Below are 19,932 nucleotides of genomic sequence, written 5' to 3'. Positions count from 1 at the left end.
CACCCCTGTGAGAAGAATGGGTACGCTCGCGGACGGACAGGAACGCGCGACGTCCGAGCGGGCACCCGGGCGTGGGTGTAGAGAAATCCGCTCGCGCTTCAGATCGATGCCGCAGGGCATGGCCCACCTTCAGTCTCGTTCCGGTCACCATCCCCCGCAATTCGGACGGCAGTCCCCAGCAAGGTCGATGCCGACTCCTCCCACCGCGGCGCGCGCCGCTACGGCTGCTGAGCCGAGTTGCCGGCGGCGAACAGCGCGAGCCCGGCCACGATCAGGACGACGCTCGCGTAGATCTCGTAGCCGTCGAGGAAGCCCAGCCGTTGCACGACACCGATGTGCCAGTCGGTGAACTCGTGCACCAGGCCCAGCGCGCCCTGCAGCAGGGCGATGAAACCGAGTATCTCCAGCAGTTGCTTCATACATCGGACCCTCGCACCGCGGACCCCCCACGCACATCGGCCACGGGGCGAGGCCCGTGTGACGCAAGCACGTGATCCTTCCGGCGGGAGTCCACCGAAAGTCTCCGCTGCCGCGACTTTGGTCGGCGAGCGGGCCCGGGGGGAGGTGGCGCGGGCTCCGGCTGCGTAGATTTGCCGATCGTGAGTGGACAGCAGACGGCCCAGCTCCCGCCGGTGCCGGCACATGAACCGAAGCTGCGCAGATGGCTGTTGCCGTCCGCCGTCGTGGACGCGCTCGACCTCGACGCCAAGCGGTCCGGGCGACGGCCGCGGCGCACCGCGCGCGACTGGATCGTCGACTTCACCTGCTTCTTCCTGGCCGTCGGCATCGGCCTGGCCGCGGCCGACTCCCTCTCCGACGAGCGCGGGCTCTCGCCCGTCCTCGCCGATGTCGACCAGATCCTCGGCGCCCTGGCCTGCGCCGCGGTCTGGCTGCGCCGCCGCTGGCCGGTCGGCCTCGCCGTCGCGATGATCCCGGTGGGATTCGTCTCGAGCACCGCCGGCGGCGCGGCCATGGTCGTCCTGTTCACCCTCGCCGTCCACCGGCCCTTCCGGTACGTGGCCTGGATCGGCGGCATCTCCCTCGCGCAGATGCCGCTCTTCTACTGGCTGCGCCCGGAGCCGGACCTGCCGTACCTGGCCTCCGTCGCCCTCACCGTGCTGTTCACCCTCACGGTCATCGGCTGGGGCATGCTCGCCCGCTCCAAACGGCAGCTCATGCTGAGCCTGCGCGACCGTGCCCGGCGCGCCGAGACGGAGGCGCGCCTGCGCGCCGAGCAGGCTCAGCGGCTCGCCCGTGAGGCCATCGCCCGGGAGATGCACGATGTGCTCGCCCACCGGCTGACGCTGCTGAGCGTGCACGCGGGCGCCCTGGAGTTCCGGCCGGACGCGTCCCGCGAGGAGGTCGCCCGGGCGGCCGGTGTCATCCGCGAGAGCGCGCACGAGGCCCTCCAGGACCTGCGGGAGATCATCGGAGTCCTGCGGGCCGGCGAGCCCGACGACGCCGGCCGCCCCCAGCCCACGCTGGCCGCCCTGGACGCGCTGGCCGCCGAGTCCCGCGAGGCCGGCATGAAGGTCACCCTCGACAACCGCGTGACCGAGCCCGCCGCCGTGCCCGCCTCCGTCGGCCGCACCGCCTACCGCATCGCCCAGGAGGGCCTCACCAACGTCCGCAAGCACGCCCCCGGCACGGAGGTCACGGTCTCGGTCACCGGCGCACGGGGCGACGGGCTCGTCGTCATGGTCCACAACCCTGCGCCCGACGGCCCCGTCCCGCCCGTCCCCGGCTCCGGCCAGGGCCTGATCGGCCTGACGGAACGGGCGACGCTCGCCGGTGGCCGGCTGGCACACGGGCCGGACGGGGACGGGGGGTTCCGGGTACGGGCGTGGCTGCCGTGGGGGTGAGCGGGCCCCGTCCCGCGTCCGGTCAACTCGCGCACCGCAACCGTGATTACGTAAGGACCATGACTGCGATCAGACTGCTCCTCGTCGACGACGATCCGCTGGTGAGGGCCGGCCTGTCCCTGATGCTGGGCGGGGCCGAGGACATCGAGGTCGTCGGCGAGGCCGCCGACGGCGCCGAGGTCGAGGCGCTCGTGGACCGCGCCGAGCCACACGTCGTCCTCATGGACATCCGCATGCCGTCGGTGGACGGCCTCACCGCCACCAAGTTGCTGCGCGGCCGCCCGGACGCCCCGCAGGTCGTGGTCCTCACCACCTTCCACGCGGACGAGCAGGTACTGCGCGCCCTGCGCGCGGGCGCCGCCGGATTCGTTCTCAAGGACACCCCGCCCGCCGAGATCCTCGACGCGGTGCGCCGGGTCGCGGCCGGCGACCCCGTTCTGTCGCCCGCCGTCACCCGCCGCCTGATGGACCACGCGGCCGGCACCGCCGCCGACACCCGCCGCACCCGCGCGCAGGAGCGCATCGCCGCCCTCAACGACCGTGAACGCGAAGTCGCCGTCGCGGTCGGCCGGGGCCTGTCCAACGCGGAGATCGCCGGCGAGCTCTTCATGAGCGTCGCCACCGTCAAGACCCACGTCTCCCGCATCCTCGCCAAGCTCGACCTCAACAACCGCGTCCAGATCGCCCTGTTGGCGTACGACGCGGGACTTCTGGAGGAACTGGAGGGGGACACCCCCTAGGTGTATTGCCCCTGCGGCGGATCAGGTCGCGGGAAAGCGGCGGCACCTGATCGGCGCAGGGTCCGCCCCTGGACCTGCGTCGGAAGTGCGGGGAGCGCATGCCAGGGCCCGTGTCTGCGGCCTCGATCCGCCGGACGGGCACTCGCCGCGGACCGTACGCGTTGTACGGGCAGCGGGAGTTGTGGGGACGGGGCGGTCCGGGAGGGCATCGGCAGCGGCATGGGAAAAGGGGAGGCCATGACGGAAGTGATCGATCTGGGGGAGTTCGGCGACGGGTTCCGCCGCGACCCGCACACCGTGTACGCACGCCTGCGTGAACGCGGCCCGGTGCACCGCGTGCGGCTGCCCGGCGGAGAGGCACACCACGAGGCATGGCTCGTCGTCGGGTACGAGGCGGCGCGCGCGGCGCTCGCCGATCCGCGGCTGTCCAAGGACGGCAGCAAGATCGGGACGACATTCCTCGACGAGGAGCTGATCGGCCCCTATCTGCTGATGGCCGACCCGCCCCGGCACACCCGGCTGCGCCGGCTCGTCTCGCGTGCGTTCACCATGCGCCGGATGGAGGAGCTGCGGCCCAGGATCCAGGAGATCACCGACGGCCTCCTCGACGCGATGCTGCCGCACGGCGGCGTCGACCTGGTGGACTCGTTCGCCCACCCCTTGCCGCTCACCGTGATCTGCGAGCTGCTCGGTGTACCGGAGATCGACCGCGCGGCGTTCCGCAAGCTGTCGACGGAGGCGGTCGCGCCGACCAGTTCGCAGAGCGAGTACGACGCCTTCGCGCAACTCGCCGAGTACTTCACCGAGCTGATCGAGGACAAGCGCTGGGCCGGGCCGAGCGGAGACCTCCTCAGCGATCTCATCCGCACCACCGCCGAGGACGGCGACCGGCTCTCGCCGCAGGAACTGCGCGGCATGGCCTTCATCCTGCTCATCGCGGGCCACGAGACCACCGTCAACCTGATCACCAGCGGCGTCCACGCCCTGCTCACTCATCCGGACCAATTCGCCGCCCTGCGCGCCGACATGACCCTCGTCGACGACGCGGTCGAGGAGATGCTGCGCTACGAGGGACCGGTGGAGAACGCGACGTTCCGGTACGCCGCCGAGCCCCTGGAGATCGGCGGCACCCGCGTCGAGAAGGGCGAGTCGGTGATGATCGGCCTCACCGCGGCCGACCGTGACGCGGGCCGCTACGAGGACCCGGACCGCTTCGACATCCACCGCGACACCCGCGGCCACGTCGCCTTCGGCCACGGCATCCACTACTGCATCGGCGCCCCACTGGCCCGCCTCGAAGCCCGCACGGCGATACGCACCCTGCTGGAGCGCGCCCCCGGACTCACCCTGGACGGCCCTCCCGGCGACTGGCTCCCGGGGATGCTGATGCGGGGGCTGCGCAGCCTGCCGGTGCGGTGGTAGGCCGCGGCCCACCCCGACTCCACGGGCTTCGAGCAGGGGAGGGGCGGGGCCGGCCCCTTCACACGGACGTCGCGCCGACTCCGCCCGGAAGCTCCGCCGGCCGCACAACTCTGCGCTCGCGGCGGGACACATCGCAGGCCTCCGCGATCCGCAGGGCCTGCAAGGCCTCGCGCCCGTCGCAGGGGTTGGCCCGCTCACCGTGCAGCACGTCGACGAACGCGATCAGCTCCGCCTCGTACGCGGGGCCGAAGCGCTCCAGGAACCCGGTCCACGGCTTGTCCGCGGCCGGTGGCCCGGTCGGCTCGGTGGAGGCGATCGGCGTACGGTCGTCCAGGCCGACCACGACCTGGTCCAGCTCCCCGGCCAGCTCCATGCGCACGTCGTAGCCCGCGCCGTTGAGCCGTGTCGCCGTAGCCGTGACCAGCGTGCCGTCGTCGAGCGTGAGAACCGCCGCGGCCGTGTCGATGTCGTCCGCCTCACGGAACATCGCGGGCCCGGCGTCGGACCCGGCCGCGTACACATCGACGACCTCGCGCCCGGTCACCCAGCGCACGGCGTCGAAGTCATGGATCAGGGTGTCCCGGTAGAGCCCGCCGGACTGCGGCAGATACGCGGCGGGCGGTGGCGCCTGGTCCGAGGTCATGGCCCGGACGGTGTGCAGCCGCCCGAGCCGTCCCGAGCGGACCGCCTCCCGCGCGCCCGCATAGCCGGCGTCGAAGCGGCGCTGGAAGCCCATCTGAAGAACCGTTCCGGCTGCTTCGACCTCGGCGATGGCCTGCAAGGTACCGGGCAGGTCGAGCGCGATCGGCTTCTCACAGAAGACGGGCAGCCCGGCGCGCGCCGCCCGGCCGATCAGTTCGGCATGCGCCGAGGTCGCCGTCGTGATCACCACGGCGTCCACGCCCCACTTGAAGATCTCGTCCACGCCCGGAGCCGCCGTCTCCCCCAGACGATGGGCGAGTGCCTGGGCCCGCGCGGGATCAGCGTCCGTGAGGATCAGGGAGCCGACCTCCCGGTGACGGCTGAGGGTCCTCGCATGGATGGTGCCGATCCGGCCCATACCGATGACTCCGATGCGCATGGGACCAAAGTGAGGTCGGACCCGGCGTGCTGTCAATCCGTATGTCCGGACAATCGAACTACACAACTTCCCGTCAACCATTCACACAGCTACGCTCGGGGCCGTGCCGAAACCAGAAGTGGACCCGACCGTGACCCTCGAGCTCAGTGTGGACCGCAGCAGCCCGGTGCCGCTGTACTTCCAGCTGTCCCAGCAGCTCGAGGCCGCGATCGAGCACGGACAGCTGACCCCCGGAAGCCTGCTGGGCAACGAGATCGAGCTCGCAGGCCGCCTCGGTCTGTCACGGCCCACCGTCCGTCAGGCCATCCAGTCGCTCGTCGACAAGGGCCTGCTCGTACGCCGTCGCGGCGTCGGCACCCAGGTGGTGCACAGCCAGGTCAAGCGCCCGCTGGAGCTCAGCAGCCTCTACGACGACCTGGAGGCGGCCGGCCAGCGCCCCGCGACCAAGGTCCTCGTCAACACGCTCGTCCCGGCCACCGCGGAGGTCGCCGCCGCGCTCGGGCTGTCCGAGGGCGGCGACGTACACCGGGTCGAGCGGCTGCGGCTCGCGCACGGCGAGCCGATGGCGTACCTCTGCAACCACCTGCCGCCCGGTCTGCTCGACCTGGGCACCGCACAGCTGGAGACCACCGGCCTGTACCGCATGATGCGCTCCGCGGGGATCACCCTGCACAGCGCCCGCCAGTCCATCGGCGCCCGGGGAGCCACCGCCGAGGAGGCCGAGCGCCTGGGCGAACAGGAGGGCGCCCCGCTGCTCACCATGCAGCGCACAACCTTCGACGACACGGGAAGAGCGGTCGAGTACGGCGACCACACCTACCGCCCGTCGCGCTACGCGTTCGAATTCCAACTGCTGGTACGCCCCTGAGACGGTTCGGGGGACCTCGTCGCAATGTCAGGACAATGAGGCACCAGGGTTGGCGAGGGGAAACCGCCCCCACCCCAGGGGCGCGGGGAACTGCGCGACCGGCCCCCACGGCGCCGCACCCGGCACATGTCCCGACGCCCCTCCGCTCCCCACACCGCACCCACCCCGCCGGTGAGGCAGAATCAAGCCCGATGAGCACCTACGGCAACTTCAGCGCCCCCATCGGCTCCCGCCGCGCGCCGGCGCTCCGCACGGTCGGCACCAGGGAGCGCCGCTCGCACCTGACCGCCCCCCGCGTGCCCACGGTCGGCATCGACATCGGCGGCACGAAGGTGATGGCGGGCGTCGTCGACGCCGACGGCAACATCCTGGAGAAGGTCCGTACGGAGACCCCGGACAAGTCCAAGAGCCCCAAGGTCGTCGAGGACACCATCGTCGAGCTGGTCCTCGACCTGTCCGACCGGCACGACGTGCACGCCGTCGGCATCGGCGCGGCCGGCTGGGTCGACGCCGACCGCAACCGGGTCCTGTTCGCCCCCCATCTGTCGTGGCGCAACGAGCCGCTCAGGGACCGCCTCTCCGGCCGTCTGTCGGTTCCCGTACTGGTGGACAACGACGCGAACACCGCCGCCTGGGCCGAGTGGCGCTTCGGCGCCGGCCGCGGCGAGGACCACCTCGTCATGATCACGCTGGGCACCGGCATCGGCGGCGCGATACTGGAGGACGGGCAGGTCAAGCGCGGGAAGTACGGCGTCGCCGGAGAGTTCGGCCATATGCAGGTCGTGCCCGGCGGTCACCGCTGCCCGTGCGGCAACCGCGGCTGCTGGGAGCAGTACAGCTCCGGCAACGCGCTGGTCAGAGAGGCGCGCGAACTGGCCGCGGCCGACTCCCCGGTGGCGTACGGGATCATCGAGCGCGTCAAGGGCAGCATCGGCGACATCACCGGCCCGGTGATCACCGAGCTGGCCCGCGAGGGCGACGCGATGTGCATCGAGCTGCTCCAGGACATCGGCCAGTGGCTCGGCGTCGGCATCGCCAACCTGGCCGCAGCCCTCGACCCGTCGTGCTTCGTGATCGGCGGCGGGGTCAGCGCGGCCGACGATCTGCTGATCGGCCCCGCGCGGGACGCCTTCAAGCGCCATCTCACCGGCCGCGGCTACCGGCCCGAGGCCCGCATCACCCGCGCCCAGCTCGGCCCCGAGGCCGGCATGGTCGGCGCCGCGGACCTCGCCCGGCTCGTCGCCCGCCGCTTCCGGCGCGCCAAGCGGCGCCGGGTGGAACGCACCGAACGCTACGAGCGGTACGCACAGGCCCGCCGCGCCTTCCGGGAGTCACTGTGACGGCATCGCTGCCGCGCCAGGCGGCACCCGCGGACGAGCCGCCCCGGCCCCCCGAGGACCGCCGGCACATGATCCGCCGCAGGGCGATCACCCTGCTCATCATCGGGCTGCTCATCGGCGTCCCGGCCGGCTATCTGGTGATCTCCGCCAACCAGAGCCGCAACAGCGGCAAGGACAAGGAGGCGAAGTACTCCGCGACCAGCCTCGCGGCGGGCTATCCGTCCAAGGTCCAGCGCCGCCTCTACCAGGTGCCGGTCCCGCACCCGGCCGACTCCGTCGCCTACTACGAGACCAACAACTGGAAGACCAGCCGCCTCTACGTCGAGTTCCGCACCACCAACGCGGGCCTGGACGCCTTTCTGAACGGCGTCGGCGTGGGCCGGGAGGACCTGAAGAAGGGCGACATCACCATCAGCGCCCGCGACCAGCACATCAGCGGCTGGAAGTTCACGGGCCCGGGGCCGTGGTGGGGTCTCGTGCACGCGCAGAAGAACCCGGCGCCCACCCAGGACATCGTGGTCAACCTGGCGAACCCGGACTTCCCGATGGTGTACGTCGTCTCGCGCACGGTTCCCTGACCAGGGGGCCCGGGACGGGCCGTCGGAGCCGACCACCGGAACCCGAGTATCAGCATCAATGTCAGACCCCGCCCGTAGAGTCGAAGACGACTGATTCGACTGACGGGCGGGAGGTGGCAGAGCGTATGAGCGACACGGCGGTGGCGGTGCCGGACGGCGTCCGGGATCCCGTTCCCGTGCGGCTCGCGGCCGTCTTCCTGCCCGCACCCCTGCCGCGTGAGGGACGCGTCGCCTTCTGGGACCCCGAAGGCGGCCCCCTGCCCGGCGACAGCACCGGGCACACGGAGCTCACCGTCGTACGACGGCACGGCGCGGGCGTCCGGCGCAGGCCCGCCCCCGCACTGTCGCTCCGGCTCGACGAGGCGCTGCCCCTGCTCGTGCACGCCCGCCGCCATCCCGCCGCCCACCCCGCCACCGCCTGCTGGGGCGCGGCCGCACTGCACGCGCTGCGGCTCGCCGCGCGCGGCCGGCTGCTGCCCGGCCTGACCCCCACCGGCCACGACGCCTGGCGGGCCGGCCCCCTCGACCCGGACGACATCGCACACCTGCGCGCGGTCGCGGCCGCCCTGCCGTACGAGGGGCACGCGGTCCCGCTGCCCGGTCCCGGACCGCTCAGGCTGCCCGAGCCGGAAGCGCTGATGCGTTCCTTCCTGGACGCCGTCGCGGACACCCTGCCCCGCACCCCCGCCGCCCCGTTCGCCTCCGGGAAGCCCTTCGCGGACAGCCCCCCGCAGCACCTGCCCGGCGCCCACGACTGGGCCGCCGAGGTCGCCGCCGGCATGGACGCGGGCGTACGCATCTCGCTCCGTCTGGACCTCTCGGCGTACGAACTGTTCGACCGCGACGACGACGCGGGCGTGCGCAGCGCGGGCGCGGCGATCGTCCAGGTCCACAGCCTCGCCGACCCCACCCTCGTGACCGACGCGGCCGCCCTGTGGGCGGGCGGGGCGGACGCCGCCTTCGGCCCACGCGCCCGCGTGGACGCGGCGCTAGCGGTGCGGCGTGCGGCCCGCGTGTGGCCGCCGCTCCACCGGCTCGCCGAACAGGACGTACCCGACGTCCTGGCCCTGTCCGACGAAGAACTGGGCGACCTGCTCGGCATGGCGGCGACGCGGCTCGCGGCGGCCGGGGTCGCCGTGCACTGGCCCCGGGACCTGGCCCAGGACCTGACCGCGGCCGCGGTCGTACGATCCGCGCCCGGCTCGGCGACCGACGGCACCGGCTTCTTCGAGAGCGAGGAACTCCTCCAGTTCCGCTGGCAGCTGGCGCTCGGCGGCGACCCGCTCAGCGAGGCCGAGATGGACGAGCTCGCCGAGGCGCACCGCCCGGTCGTCCGCCTGCGGGACCAGTGGGTGCTCGTCGACCCTGCCCTCGTCCGCAAGGCCCGCAAGCGTGAACTCGGCCTGCTCGACCCGGTCGACGCGCTGTCCGTCGCCCTCACCGGCAGCGCGGAGGTCGACGGCGAGACGGTTCAGGCGGTGCCGGTCGGCGCGCTCGCCGCCCTCCGCGACCGCCTCACGGCCGGTGTCCGCCCCGCCGAGCCGCCGCCCGGCCTGCACGCCACCCTCCGCGACTACCAACTCCGCGGTCTGGCCTGGCTGGACCTCATGACCTCGCTCGGCCTCGGCGGCTGCCTCGCCGACGACATGGGCCTCGGCAAGACGATCACCGTCATCGCGCTGCATCTGCGCCGCGCACGCCACGAACCGACCCTGGTGGTCTGCCCCGCCTCGCTGCTGGGCAACTGGCAGCGGGAGATCACCCGCTTTGCGCCCGGAGTTCCCGTCCGCCGCTTCCACGGCCCGGACCGCACTCTGGACGACGTGGCCGGCGGCTTCGTCCTCACCACGTACGGCACAATGCGGTCGGCGTCGGCCACACTGGCCCAGCACACCTGGGGCATGCTCGTCGCCGACGAAGCACAGCACGTGAAGAACCCGTACTCCGCGACGGCCAAGGCGCTGCGCACGATCCCGTCCCCCGCGCGCGTGGCCCTCACCGGCACACCGGTGGAGAACAACCTCTCCGAACTCTGGGCGCTGCTGGACTGGACGACACCGGGCCTGCTCGGACCGCTGAAGTCCTTCCGCGCCCGGCACGCGCGCGCGGTGGAGAACGGCGAGAACGCCGACCGGGGGGAGGCGGTGGCCCGGCTGGCCCGACTGGTCCGCCCCTTCCTGCTGCGCCGCAAGAAGTCCGACCCCGGCATCGTTCCGGAACTGCCGCCCAAGACGGAGACCGACCACCCGGTCCCGCTCACCCGCGAACAGGCCGCGCTCTACGAGGCGGTGGTCCGCGAGTCCCTGCTCGCCATCGAGACGGCGGAGGGCATCGCCCGCCGGGGCCTGGTGCTGAAGCTCCTGACCTCCCTGAAACAGGTCTGCGACCACCCCGCGCTGTATCTGAAGGAGGAACACGGTCCGGGCACCGGCGACCGGCTGGCCGCACGCTCGGGCAAACTGGCCCTGCTGGACGAGCTCTTGGACACGCTTCTCTCCGAGGACGGCTCGGCACTGGTCTTCACGCAGTACGTCGGGATGGCCCGCCTGATCGGCTCCCACCTGGCCGCCCGTGCGGTCCCCGTGGACCTCCTGCACGGCGGCACCCCGGTTCCCGAACGGGAGCGCATGGTCGACCGCTTCCAGAGCGGCTCGACACCGGTACTGGTCCTCTCCCTGAAGGCGGCCGGCACAGGACTGAACCTCACCCGCGCGGGCCATGTCATCCACTTCGACCGCTGGTGGAACCCGGCCGTCGAGGAACAGGCCACCGACCGCGCCTACCGCATCGGCCAGACCCAGCCCGTCCAGGTCCACCGCCTCATCACGGAGGGCACGGTGGAGGACCGCATCGCAGACATGCTGGAATCCAAGCGCGCCCTGGCCGACGCGATCCTAGGCTCCGGCGAGGCGGCCCTGACCGAACTGACGGACCGTGAACTGACCGACCTGGTCTCCCTGCGGAGGACGACATAATGCCCGGCCCGGCCGACGAGGCCCGCGAAGCCCTGCGGGCGGCGCGAAGGAGGGGGAGCGGCAAGGCGGGCGATCCGGCACCCGCCGCCCACGGCCCTGGGGAATCGGCCCGGCCAGAATCCGTTGACCGACCGGACGTGGCTCATGAGCGGGACGCGAGGGGGGCAGCCGCGGCTGATCAGGGCCAGGCCCCGTATCCCACAGGACGGGGGAGCACCACGCCGGAGCCGGCTTCCGGTCGGGACGTGGGCAGGGAGGACCCCGCTTCCCAGCCAGAGTTGAGCGGGGAGCGGTCCCCGAGACCCACGGACCAAGTAAGCGCCACGCCAGATGCGGCTTCCCGTCGGAACGCGGTGCGGGAGCAGTCCCCGCGACTGACGGGGCGCGCGGGCGCCCCGCCGGACCCGGCTTCCGGTCGGAACGCGGGCAGGGAGGACCCCGCTCTCCAGCGGGACGCAGGGCGGGCGGACCCGGCCTCCCAGGGGGACGCGGGACAGTCCCCGGAGCTGACTGAGCCCGTGGGCGTCCCGCCGGTCTCGGCTCCCGCTCAGGACTCGGCAGGGGAGCGGCACGTAAAGCCCGGTGAGGGCCGTACCGCCCGGCCCGGTGACGTTGCCCGTGAGGCTCTGCGGCAGGCACTCTCCGCTCGGCGGGAGGCGGCTTCGGGCGCGGACGCGGCGGCGGACTCGGCCCTGGACGCTTCAGGCGGCGTCTCTTCGGCGGGAGGGGACCGGCCGGACGACGCGGCGGAGTCCGCCCCGGCCACTCCCGGTGCCGAAACTGCTCGGCGCGGCGGGCGCCCCGCCGACCTCGTGCGTGAGGCCCTGCGGGCGGCGCGGGGCGGCGCCGACGCGGGCGCCGAGGCTGCACCCAAGGCGCCTCGCCCGGAGCCCGACCCCGCCGCGGCCCGGGCCCGGAGCCGTACGCGCGGCCGTGTCACCGACATAAGGACGCATGCCGTACGGGAGTTGCTCGGCGACGCGTTCCGGATGCCTGACCTGGCTGCCGAGCCGGAGGAAGAGCACCGCACGGGCGCCCTCTCCGGCAACTCGGCGCGGCAAGCAGACGACGGGAGTTCGCCCGCCCGGGCGCCGGCCGCCCCCCGCGTTCCCCGCTCCATGGCCGCCCCCGGCCGGGACACCGAACTGCGCCGCACCTTCCCCGCGTTCCCGCCCAGGCCGTCGGACGACGCCCGCTTCGCCGAGACCTGGTGGGGCAACGCCTGGCTCACCGCGCTCGAAGAAGGCGCGCTGGACGCCAAGCGGCTGGCGCGCGGCCGCGGTTACGCCCAGCAGGGCCACGTGGACGCCATCATGGTGACGCCCGGACTCGTGCTCGCCTACGTGCGGGGGAGCCGCCCCCGGCCGTACCGTGTGCAGGTACGGCTGCGCACGCTCGACGACACCGACTGGGAGCGGTTCCTGGACGCCGCCGCGGAGCGGCCCGGGCACATCGCCGCGCTCCTCGACAAGGAGATGCCCGAGACCCTGGCCGACTGCGGAGTGCCGCTGCTGCCCGGCCCGGGCGAGCTCGAACCGCGTTGCAGCTGCCCCGACTTCGGTCACCCCTGCAAGCACGCCGCCGCCCTCTGCTACCAGACGGCACGTCTGCTCGACGCGGACCCCTTCGTCCTGCTCCTGCTGCGCGGCCGTGGCGAACGCGACCTGCTGGACGCGTTGTCCCGCCGCAACGCCGCCCGCGCGGCCCGCGCCGCCCAGGAGCGGGAACCCGCCCCGCTCCCCGGAGTACGGGCCACCGACGCCCTCGCCCCCCGCCGGCTTCCGCCCCTCCCGGCCCCCTTGCCCCTGCCCCCGCACCCCGAGCAGCCCCCGGTGTATCCCGCGGCCCCGGGCGGCCCCGACCCCTTCGCGCTGGACCAGTTGGCGACGGACGCGGCGGCCCGCGCGCACGCCCTGCTCGCCACCGGCCGCGACCCGGTGGCCGAGCTGACGCTGTGGCAGGACGCGGTACGGCTCGCTGCGGCCCGCCCCGGCTCAGGACTCACCGCAGGCACCCGCGCCCTCTACTCCTCGCTGGCCTCCGCCGCCGGCCGCACCCCGGCCGAGCTGGCGCGCGCGGTCGCCGCCTGGCGCCAGGGGGGCCTGGAGGGACTCACCGTCCTCGACGAACCCTGGGACCCACCCGCCGGGCGCTTCGACCGCGCCCGCCCGCTCCTCCTCGCCGCCGACCTCCCCGCCTTCCGCCCCTGGCGCAACCACCTCACCCACCCGAACGGCCAGGTCCAACTCCGCTTCGGCCGCGACGGCTTGTGGTACGCCTACGAATCCGAGCCGACCCGCGACGACTGGTGGCCCCGCGGCACCCCCGACCTGGACCCGGTAGGCGCCCTGACAGGCCTGGGCACACCCCTGCCGGACCTCGACGCCCCGAGCAACCCCTGATCCGCATCACATCCGCCCGCTCACATCGCGGGGACCGCCTCTGGGCCCCAACGCGACAGTCCGCCCCACCCACGCCAACCGTCCCCAAGCCCTGATTCCACCGCCCACCCACCCATGACAGCCGTCCCCTCGGGTGAGACGACGACCTCTGCCCTCCAATACCGCCTCGACGGCCTGGAAGGCGCCCTGGTCCTCATCCTGGGCCCCTTGCTGGGCACCACCTGGCACATGTCGTAGAAGCCGTCCGTGGGCGTCCACTTGGTCCAGGGTGAGCGCGTAAGTCCAGGTCAGAGCCTTGTGACATGAGTGCGTCCGCAGGGTTGGTGACCCGCATGTGATCGCTCGTGACACGTGAGGACCCCGTCGGCCGGCTTCGGCGGGGGCCTGCGTAGACGGGGGCGCGGCCTGGCGAGGCTTCCGAGTGGGTGGTGTCTCGCCTGGTGCCGGCTCCTCCGCAGCGGTTTGGGCGTCCAGCTGCTGCTGGCGGGCGACCTGTTCCGCGGCAATGACGTGGTCGATCAGGGCCTGGGCGAGTGGTTCCCGGGAGCGGTGCAGGAACGCCTGCCCGAGCAGCCGACCCGCCGCACGAAGGCACTCTACGGTGCGAAATACTCTCCCGATGAGTTCACGCACTTCCCCGATCGGCCAGCCGATCACGATACGGAGGGCCGTCGCGCGCGATGCCAAACGGCTCACGCGGCTCGTGCGTGGCTCAGGCGCCTACGAGGGTAAGTACGCAGCCGCAGTCGCGGGCTACCGGGTCGGTCCTGATTACATCGAGGCCCACCGCGCCTTCGTGGCCGTCGGCGCCGACGAGCAGGGAGGCCGGGTCCTCGGGTTCTACTCGCTCGTCCTCGCTCCACCGGAGCTCGACCTGCTGTTCGTCGCCGACGCAGTGCAAGGACGGGGTATTGGACGGCTGCTCGTGGCGCACATGCAATCCGAGGCCCGCGCCGCCAAGCTCGACCGTGTCAAGGTCGTGTCGCATCTTCCCGCCGAGGACTTCTACCAACGCGTTGGTGCGGTGCGGACGGGGACCGCGCTCGCGAACCCGCCGGCCGTGCCGTGGGACCGTCCCGAATTCGAGTTTCGCATTCCTTCGGAATGACGCGGTGTGCCGGTTCGCAGGGCACCGGCTTCGCCTGCATGGCGCGCTCCGTGTGTGCCGTCGTCTCCTTCGAAGGCGTCTCCCGGACAGCCGCTTACGTCGTCGCCCCCCTGGGGGTCAGGGTTGCACTTTGTGAGACCGCTCTTCCTGAAACGTAGCACTCCGAGTGGATCAATATCTGTGCTTGCGAAGTGAGGCTTTGGCGGACCGCGTAGTGAGAGTTTTTGTCGCACTGAGTGGAGCGGAATTGCGTAATGTGCACGGGCCGTTCCAGTGTGCTACTGTCGATCTCGGTTGCAGTCGTGGTTCCCGAAACTTCGAGTGCCCCACCCAGTTCTGTCGGTTGGGCGCTTCTGTATTTCCGGTCATTTCCGGGCGGGGTAATCATTGCGGCGACACGGCGTCCGCGCAGTGCGGATCCCGATGTACTGCCCCGAAGGAGATATGACATGGCTACTGGTACCGTGAAGTGGTTCAACGCGGAAAAGGGCTTCGGCTTCATCGAGCAGGACGGCGGCGGCGCCGACGTGTTCGCCCACTACTCGAACATTGCCGCGCAGGGCTTCCGTGAGCTGCTCGAAGGCCAGAAGGTAACTTTCGACATCGCGCAGGGCCAGAAGGGCCCGACGGCCGAGAACATCGTTCCGGCCTGACGCTGACGCACATTTTGTAGCTGGGGCCCGCATCCTTCGGGGTGCGGGCCCCAGTTGCACGCATCTCCCGCAGCGGTGTCACCTGCGGGACGACTCGGAGGAATCCGCAGTCTCACCACGCGCGGCTCCTCTTTCAGTGATGCAGGAGCGTCCTGAAGAGCTGCGCCGCAGCCGACGCCCGGATCTTACGTCCCCATCGTGTCACCCATTTCAGCACCTGTACCCCCGGGTATTTCCGCCGGCCCAAATCTGTTTTCTTGCCACCGGTCCATACTTGTAATTCTCCATGCCGCTCATTGCTGCGGGAATTCCTTGATATGCGCCACATCGAGGAAGGTTCCGCATGAATCGCACACGCACGAACGATCGCTTCGACCGCTCCCGTCACGGCAGAGCCGCAGCCGGAAAGGGCGGCAGTCGCACGGGCTCGCAGGCACCGCGCCGTTCCGGCGGCCCTGCCCGTTCCGGCGGTTACGGCCGCCGGCCAGCCACAGTGCAAGGTGAGTTCGCGCTGCCCAGGACGATCACCCCCGCGCTGCCCCCCGTTGAGGGCTTCGCCGAACTCGACATGCCCGAGCACCTGCTGACCGAACTCGGCAAGCAGGGTGTGACCGCCCCGTTCCCGATCCAGGGAGCGACGCTGCCGAACTCCCTGGCGGGCCGTGACGTACTGGGCCGCGGGCGCACCGGTTCCGGCAAGACCCTCGCCTTCGGCCTCGCCCTGCTCGCCCGTACCGCTGGACAGCGTGCTGAACCCCGCCAGCCGCTTGGGCTGGTCCTCGTACCGACGCGTGAGCTGGCGCAGCAGGTGACCGACGCGCTCACACCGTACGCCCGTTCCGTCAGGCTGCGGCTGGCCACGGTGGTGGGCGGGATGTCGATCGGTCGGCAGGCCGGCGCGCTGCGCGGCGGGGCCGAGGTCGTCGTCGCGACGCCCGGACGGCTCAAGGACCTCATCGACCGTGGCGACTGCAGGCTGAACCACGTGAGCATCACGGTGCTGGACGAGGCCGACCAGATGGCCGACATGGGTTTCATGCCGCAGGTCACCGCGCTGCTCGACCAGGTGCGTCCGGAGGGGCAGCGGATGCTGTTCTCCGCCACCTTGGACCGTAACGTCGACCTGCTGGTTCGCCGCTATCTGACCGACCCCGTCGTGCATTCGGTCGACCCGTCGGCCGGCACGGTCACGACGATGGAGCACCACGTCCTGCACGTCCATGGCGCCGACAAGCACGCCGCCACGACCGAGATCGCCGCCCGCGACGGCCGCGTGATCATGTTCCTGGACACCAAGCACGCCGTCGACCGGCTGACCCAGGACCTGCTCAACAGCGGTGTACGCGCCGCCGCGCTGCATGGCGGCAAGTCGCAGCCGCAACGCACCCGCACGCTGGCGCAGTTCAAGACGGGGCACGTCACCGTGCTGGTGGCAACCAATGTCGCGGCGCGCGGCATCCACGTCGACAACCTCGACCTGGTCGTCAACGTCGATCCGCCGACCGACCACAAGGACTACCTCCACCGCAGCGGCCGCACCGCCCGCGCCGGCGAGTCCGGCAGCGTCGTCACCCTCGTCACACCGAACCAGCGCCGCGGCATGGTCCGCCTCATGTCGGACGCCGGAATCCGGCCGCAGACCACCCAGATCCGCTTGGGAGACGAGGCCCTGAGCCGGATCACCGGGGCCCAGGCCCCGTCCGGCATCCCGGTCGTCATCACCGCACCGGTGGTCGAACGCCCCAAGCGCAGCGCCTCCTCCCGAGGCCGACGCCGCCCTTCCTCGGCGACCCGGCGCGCCCCCGTTCGCCGGCCCGTCCTCGACGCGGTGGCCTAGAACCTTCGTGATCGGAAAGTTGACCCATCTCTGCAGGAGGCACCCTTTGACGCTGATTCAGATGCAGCCCCTCTCGGCGGACGCCAACCCCGTGCACAGGACGGCGGTGGAGCTCATGGACGCAGCCGGACCGCAGGTCTGTGACGACATGAGCGTCGAGGTGGCGCTGGCCGTCATGGCCGCCGCACGCACGGGTCGACTGGTCGTCTGCGACCAGGACGACCAGCGCATCGGCCTGGTGACCCGAACCGACCTCACCGCCGTCCGCGACAGCGGCGCTCACACGGACCGGGTCCGCCTGCGCGACATCCTCGGCGACCACGGATCGTCCACCTCACCCGTGACCGCGATGGCGAAGCCAAGCACGCGATGCGCTCCCGTCGGCTCGGTGCTCTGCGAGTCGTAGACGAGCAAGGCAGCGCCCCGGGCATCCTCGCCACCCGCTGAAGCGCCTCGCCCATGATCGGACCGTTCTTCCCTCTCCCTGTGAGGCCACATGCGCTGCGTCATCGCCCGCTTCCCCTTCGAGCTCACCAAGGGCGGAGTGCTGGAATCGATGAAGGGCATCAAGCCCGAACCGGTCACCGGAGAATCGGTGATCATCGGCCGCCGCCACTACCCCGTCAAGCAAGTCGGCCAAGTCATCACCCGCCAGGACCGCCGTGACTTCAGCGCCGCCGAAGTCCTCCGGGCCATGACTCAGCTCGGCTTCACCTGCCGCGCCCTCCCCAAGGCCGCGCCTCTGGGCATCCCCGGCTCGCTGCAGCACGCCTCCGCGATGCTCGGCACCCCCCCGCTCCGTGACGGTCTGACCGGGTAAACAGACACGAGCCGACATCTGACCAGCAGTGTGGGCCCGACGGTACGCGGGTCGGGCCCACACTGCGTGCAGCGGGTTCCCGTCGCCGTCGCTCAGTGGTCGGAATAGCTGAAGTCGCCCCCGGTCCAGGCGCTGACGTTCTCGATCGCAACCCGGTACATCCCACCCGTCTCCGGGCTCCCCAGGGTGCCCGCCAGGACCCGGGGCGACATGGAAGTGCAGACGCGTGGGCGGCCCGTCCTTCTTCGCGGGGGAGTCGAAGACGGCGGCGAACTCGCCCAAGCGGGCGGAATCCGTCAGCACATCAGACACCCTCTGCCTCCGCGTGGCTGCGAGAACCAGTCGACCGGTGATGACAGTGCCACTGGTGACCACGGTCAGGGACTCTGATTGCTCTGGTCGGACTGCTCGATCATCCCGGGATCGTCGAGGGCGGCGCAGCCCCTCGTGCCGCGCCCGTCAACGGCCGGCCTGCGAGGCGTCGCGGCTGGAAGCGTCCGTCCCGGGCGGTGGTGTTCTTCGCGAGACACAGTGTTGGCCGGTGCCCGCCGACGGTAGTCGCGGCGCAGTCGGCGACGTCAGGCTCAGCCCGACTGCTGCGCGGCGGTGGGTGACGGTGAGCGCTGGACTGAGCCTCGGAGCTGCTTGAACCACCCATGGACCGGTCGAGGCGGATTACCTCATCTTCGAGCGCGCGAAAATCTATACCAGTCGGAGTAGACATTGGGTGGCGGTGTGGTTATGGTTTCTCTCGTAGCCGAGATCGAGAGAGGCCCGGCAGAGATGAACTGCCGGGCAGCAGTAACGCAGTTGTAGTTCGCAGGACGGTTGGGTGGTGGAGTTCCGAAGCCAAGGCGGTTGCAGGACGGTGACGGGACCGACGGCCGGACCGGGTGGCCCGCAGTGATCAGGGGCCACCATGAGCAGTACCGCAGTCGCAGTACCCGTAAATGAAGGATCGCAGTACCCAGCAGTGAAGTCAGTGAGCAGTACCTCGGTGAAGGCGTCGGCTGCGGGCGCGCGCACCGGGAGGTTCGGCAGTGGGGTTCCAAGCCGGAGCAGACGCAGGACGGGCGACGGGGCTGGCTGCCGAAGAGTGGCTCTGTTCGAGGCCACCAGCAGTTTGCGGTATCAGCAGTTCGCAGTTTCCGTCAGTGAGTAGTTGATCAAGAGGGAAGAACGGAGGATCCGAGCGCCATCAGGATCGCCCGGGCGGAAGTCTTGGACCCGGGTACCGCAGGACATCGATAGTGAGGTGGTCTCCGGTCAAGCAACCGCGATCCCCGCGCCCCCGACAGCGTCTCGGTCGGGTCTGCGGAAACAGAGGGCCGGTGCAGTATCAGGGCCGGCAGATGGTGTAGTAGTTCCTTCGGGGCCCTGGTGCCACTACGGCGCCAGGGCCCCTCAACGCGTTCCACAGAGAGGTGCAATGACAGCAGACGACACGTTCGGCCGTCTCGACGACGACGATTACCCCGCGTACACGATGGGCCGGGCCGCCGAGTTGCTCGGCACCACCCCTGCCTTCCTCCGCGCCCTCGGCGAAGCCCGCCTGATCACCCCCCTGCGCTCCGAAGGCGGCCACCGCCGCTACTCCCGCTACCAACTGCGTATCGCCGCCCGCGCCCGGGAACTCGTCGATCGGGGCACCCCCATCGAGGCTGCCTGCCGGATCGTCATCCTCGAAGACCAGCTCGAGGAAGCCCAGCGCATCAACGCCGAATATCGCCGCGCCGCCGAATCAGTGAACCCGACGGCAGCAGAATGAGATGAGCGTGCTCGTCAGAGCCGGCGGGCATCGCACGCACGGTCTCGGTGTGCGGCGTGATCCTTTCCTATGGTGACGTGGTGTGTGGGCGTGTAACGTCTGTGTCAGCTGTCGTGGTTCGGAATTCCCTCTTGCCCACGCCTTTGGTGTGGGCGTTTTGCTGTGCTGTGCCGCAGGGACCAGGGCGATCACCTCCGTCTGCCACATGGAGTGGGAGGCGTTCATCGACTGGAAGGCATAGGACATGGCAACGGGAACTGTGAAGTGGTTCAACGCGGAGAAGGGCTTCGGCTTCATCGCCCAGGACGGCGGCGGCCCGGATGTCTTCGCGCACTACTCCGCGATCAACTCCACCGGCTTTCGTGAGCTTCAGGAGGGCCAGGCTGTGACGTTCGACGTCACCCAGGGCCAGAAGGGTCCGCAGGCCGAGAACATCAACCCGGCCTGACCTCGCAGACCTGCCCGAGGGATCGCGCAC

Annotated in this window: 17 protein-coding genes and 2 pseudogenes; 16 read left to right on the top strand and 3 right to left on the bottom strand. The window is 71.2% G+C overall.

The features are described from left to right. Positions 1-218: 218 nt before the first annotated feature. Entirely contained in the window at positions 219-419 is a 201-nt protein-coding gene (locus F7R91_RS03470) for a hypothetical protein (protein ID WP_150944320.1), read from the bottom strand. A 180-nt stretch (positions 420-599) separates the two neighbouring features. On the opposite strand from F7R91_RS03470, the gene F7R91_RS03465 reads away from it, so the two are divergent. The 3 genes from F7R91_RS03465 to F7R91_RS03455 all read left to right on the top strand — a co-directional run bounded on the left by F7R91_RS03465 (position 600) and on the right by F7R91_RS03455 (position 4,024). Further along, positions 600-1,862, top strand: a complete 1,263-nt coding sequence (locus F7R91_RS03465) for a sensor histidine kinase (protein ID WP_225320508.1) — start codon at positions 600-602, stop codon at positions 1,860-1,862. Positions 1,863-1,921: 59 nt separating this feature from the next. Then, positions 1,922-2,602 (top strand): response regulator, encoded by a 681-nt coding sequence (locus F7R91_RS03460; RefSeq protein WP_150944318.1) that lies wholly within the window; start codon positions 1,922-1,924, stop codon positions 2,600-2,602. A 237-nt stretch (positions 2,603-2,839) separates the two neighbouring features. Continuing rightward, positions 2,840-4,024 carry a cytochrome P450 family protein gene (locus F7R91_RS03455; RefSeq protein ID WP_150944316.1) on the top strand — a complete coding sequence of 395 codons (1,185 nt, stop codon included), beginning with the start codon at positions 2,840-2,842 and terminating at the stop codon, positions 4,022-4,024. Positions 4,025-4,082: 58 nt separating this feature from the next. Here the strand turns inward: F7R91_RS03455 and F7R91_RS03450 are convergent, their stop codons facing one another. Further along, positions 4,083-5,105 (bottom strand): Gfo/Idh/MocA family protein, encoded by a 1,023-nt coding sequence (locus tag F7R91_RS03450; RefSeq protein WP_150944314.1) that lies wholly within the window; start codon positions 5,103-5,105, stop codon positions 4,083-4,085. Positions 5,106-5,235: 130 nt separating this feature from the next. Here F7R91_RS03450 and F7R91_RS03445 point away from each other — a divergent pair, with 130 nt between their 5' ends. From F7R91_RS03445 to F7R91_RS03400, 11 genes and pseudogenes are all read left to right on the top strand, one after another. Next, entirely contained in the window at positions 5,236-5,973 is a 738-nt protein-coding gene (locus F7R91_RS03445) for a GntR family transcriptional regulator (RefSeq protein WP_150944818.1), read from the top strand. 191 nt (positions 5,974-6,164) lie between these two features. Next, the gene (locus tag F7R91_RS03440; RefSeq protein ID WP_150944312.1) at positions 6,165-7,313 is read left to right on the top strand and encodes an ROK family glucokinase; all 1,149 of its coding nucleotides are present in this window, start codon (positions 6,165-6,167) and stop codon (positions 7,311-7,313) included. Then, on the top strand, positions 7,310-7,891 hold the full coding sequence (locus F7R91_RS03435) for a sugar kinase (RefSeq protein WP_150944310.1): 582 nt from the start codon (positions 7,310-7,312) through the stop codon (positions 7,889-7,891). Before F7R91_RS03440 ends, F7R91_RS03435 begins: the two co-directional genes overlap by 4 nt. A gap of 125 nt (positions 7,892-8,016) precedes the next feature. Next, on the top strand, positions 8,017-10,866 hold the full coding sequence (locus F7R91_RS03430; RefSeq protein ID WP_150944308.1) for a DEAD/DEAH box helicase: 2,850 nt from the start codon (positions 8,017-8,019) through the stop codon (positions 10,864-10,866). A 518-nt stretch (positions 10,867-11,384) separates the two neighbouring features. After that, positions 11,385-13,268 carry an SWIM zinc finger family protein gene (locus tag F7R91_RS03425; protein ID WP_408056002.1) on the top strand — a complete coding sequence of 628 codons (1,884 nt, stop codon included), beginning with the start codon at positions 11,385-11,387 and terminating at the stop codon, positions 13,266-13,268. 114 nt (positions 13,269-13,382) lie between these two features. Continuing rightward, complete coding sequence (locus tag F7R91_RS43770) at positions 13,383-13,505, top strand: hypothetical protein (protein WP_269144737.1); 123 nt, start codon at positions 13,383-13,385, stop codon at positions 13,503-13,505. A gap of 382 nt (positions 13,506-13,887) precedes the next feature. Further along, positions 13,888-14,376 (top strand): GNAT family N-acetyltransferase, encoded by a 489-nt coding sequence (locus tag F7R91_RS03420; protein ID WP_191971326.1) that lies wholly within the window; start codon positions 13,888-13,890, stop codon positions 14,374-14,376. A gap of 449 nt (positions 14,377-14,825) precedes the next feature. Next, a complete protein-coding gene (locus tag F7R91_RS03415) occupies positions 14,826-15,029 on the top strand; it encodes a cold-shock protein (protein ID WP_006136369.1) in 204 nt (67 codons plus the stop codon). Between the two features lie 343 nt (positions 15,030-15,372). Next, on the top strand, positions 15,373-16,866 hold the full coding sequence (locus tag F7R91_RS03410; protein ID WP_150944304.1) for a DEAD/DEAH box helicase: 1,494 nt from the start codon (positions 15,373-15,375) through the stop codon (positions 16,864-16,866). Between the two features lie 46 nt (positions 16,867-16,912). Then, positions 16,913-17,313 (top strand): annotated as a pseudogene (locus F7R91_RS43765) (CBS domain-containing protein). Between the two features lie 49 nt (positions 17,314-17,362). Continuing rightward, positions 17,363-17,686 carry an SCO5918 family protein gene (locus F7R91_RS03400; RefSeq protein ID WP_150944302.1) on the top strand — a complete coding sequence of 108 codons (324 nt, stop codon included), beginning with the start codon at positions 17,363-17,365 and terminating at the stop codon, positions 17,684-17,686. 92 nt (positions 17,687-17,778) lie between these two features. Here F7R91_RS03400 and F7R91_RS42470 read toward each other — a convergent pair. Next, positions 17,779-18,102, bottom strand: a pseudogene (locus F7R91_RS42470) (hypothetical protein). Between the two features lie 1,013 nt (positions 18,103-19,115). Here F7R91_RS42470 and F7R91_RS03390 point away from each other — a divergent pair. Both F7R91_RS03390 and F7R91_RS03385 read left to right on the top strand, forming a co-directional pair. Next, positions 19,116-19,454 (top strand): helix-turn-helix domain-containing protein, encoded by a 339-nt coding sequence (locus F7R91_RS03390; RefSeq protein ID WP_150944300.1) that lies wholly within the window; start codon positions 19,116-19,118, stop codon positions 19,452-19,454. Between the two features lie 244 nt (positions 19,455-19,698). Further along, entirely contained in the window at positions 19,699-19,902 is a 204-nt protein-coding gene (locus F7R91_RS03385; protein WP_123545149.1) for a cold-shock protein, read from the top strand. Positions 19,903-19,932: the final 30 nt, after the last annotated feature.

The sequence above is a fragment of the Streptomyces luteolifulvus genome (assembly GCF_008806595.1).
GTDB classification, from domain to species: Bacteria; Actinomycetota; Actinomycetes; order Streptomycetales; family Streptomycetaceae; genus Streptomyces; species Streptomyces luteolifulvus.
This window is presented reverse-complemented; position numbering and strand designations above follow the sequence as displayed.

Excerpts from the sequence above, each read along its gene's own strand:
- F7R91_RS03470 (WP_150944320.1), bottom strand. The coding sequence starts at position 419 with ATGAAGCAACTGCTGGAGATACTCGGTTTCATCGCCCTGCTGCAGGGC.
- F7R91_RS03460 (WP_150944318.1), top strand. The coding sequence starts at position 1,922 with ATGACTGCGATCAGACTGCTCCTCGTCGACGACGATCCGCTGGTGAGG.
- F7R91_RS03455 (WP_150944316.1), top strand. The coding sequence starts at position 2,840 with ATGACGGAAGTGATCGATCTGGGGGAGTTCGGCGACGGGTTCCGCCGC.
- F7R91_RS03450 (WP_150944314.1), bottom strand. The coding sequence starts at position 5,105 with ATGCGCATCGGAGTCATCGGTATGGGCCGGATCGGCACCATCCATGCG.
- F7R91_RS03440 (WP_150944312.1), top strand. The coding sequence starts at position 6,165 with ATGAGCACCTACGGCAACTTCAGCGCCCCCATCGGCTCCCGCCGCGCG.
- F7R91_RS03430 (WP_150944308.1), top strand. The coding sequence starts at position 8,017 with ATGAGCGACACGGCGGTGGCGGTGCCGGACGGCGTCCGGGATCCCGTT.
- F7R91_RS43770 (WP_269144737.1), top strand. The coding sequence starts at position 13,383 with ATGACAGCCGTCCCCTCGGGTGAGACGACGACCTCTGCCCTCCAATAC.
- F7R91_RS03420 (WP_191971326.1), top strand. The coding sequence starts at position 13,888 with ATGAGTTCACGCACTTCCCCGATCGGCCAGCCGATCACGATACGGAGG.
- F7R91_RS03415 (WP_006136369.1), top strand. The coding sequence starts at position 14,826 with ATGGCTACTGGTACCGTGAAGTGGTTCAACGCGGAAAAGGGCTTCGGC.
- F7R91_RS03410 (WP_150944304.1), top strand. The coding sequence starts at position 15,373 with ATGAATCGCACACGCACGAACGATCGCTTCGACCGCTCCCGTCACGGC.
- F7R91_RS03400 (WP_150944302.1), top strand. The coding sequence starts at position 17,363 with ATGCGCTGCGTCATCGCCCGCTTCCCCTTCGAGCTCACCAAGGGCGGA.
- F7R91_RS03390 (WP_150944300.1), top strand. The coding sequence starts at position 19,116 with ATGACAGCAGACGACACGTTCGGCCGTCTCGACGACGACGATTACCCC.
- F7R91_RS03385 (WP_123545149.1), top strand. The coding sequence starts at position 19,699 with ATGGCAACGGGAACTGTGAAGTGGTTCAACGCGGAGAAGGGCTTCGGC.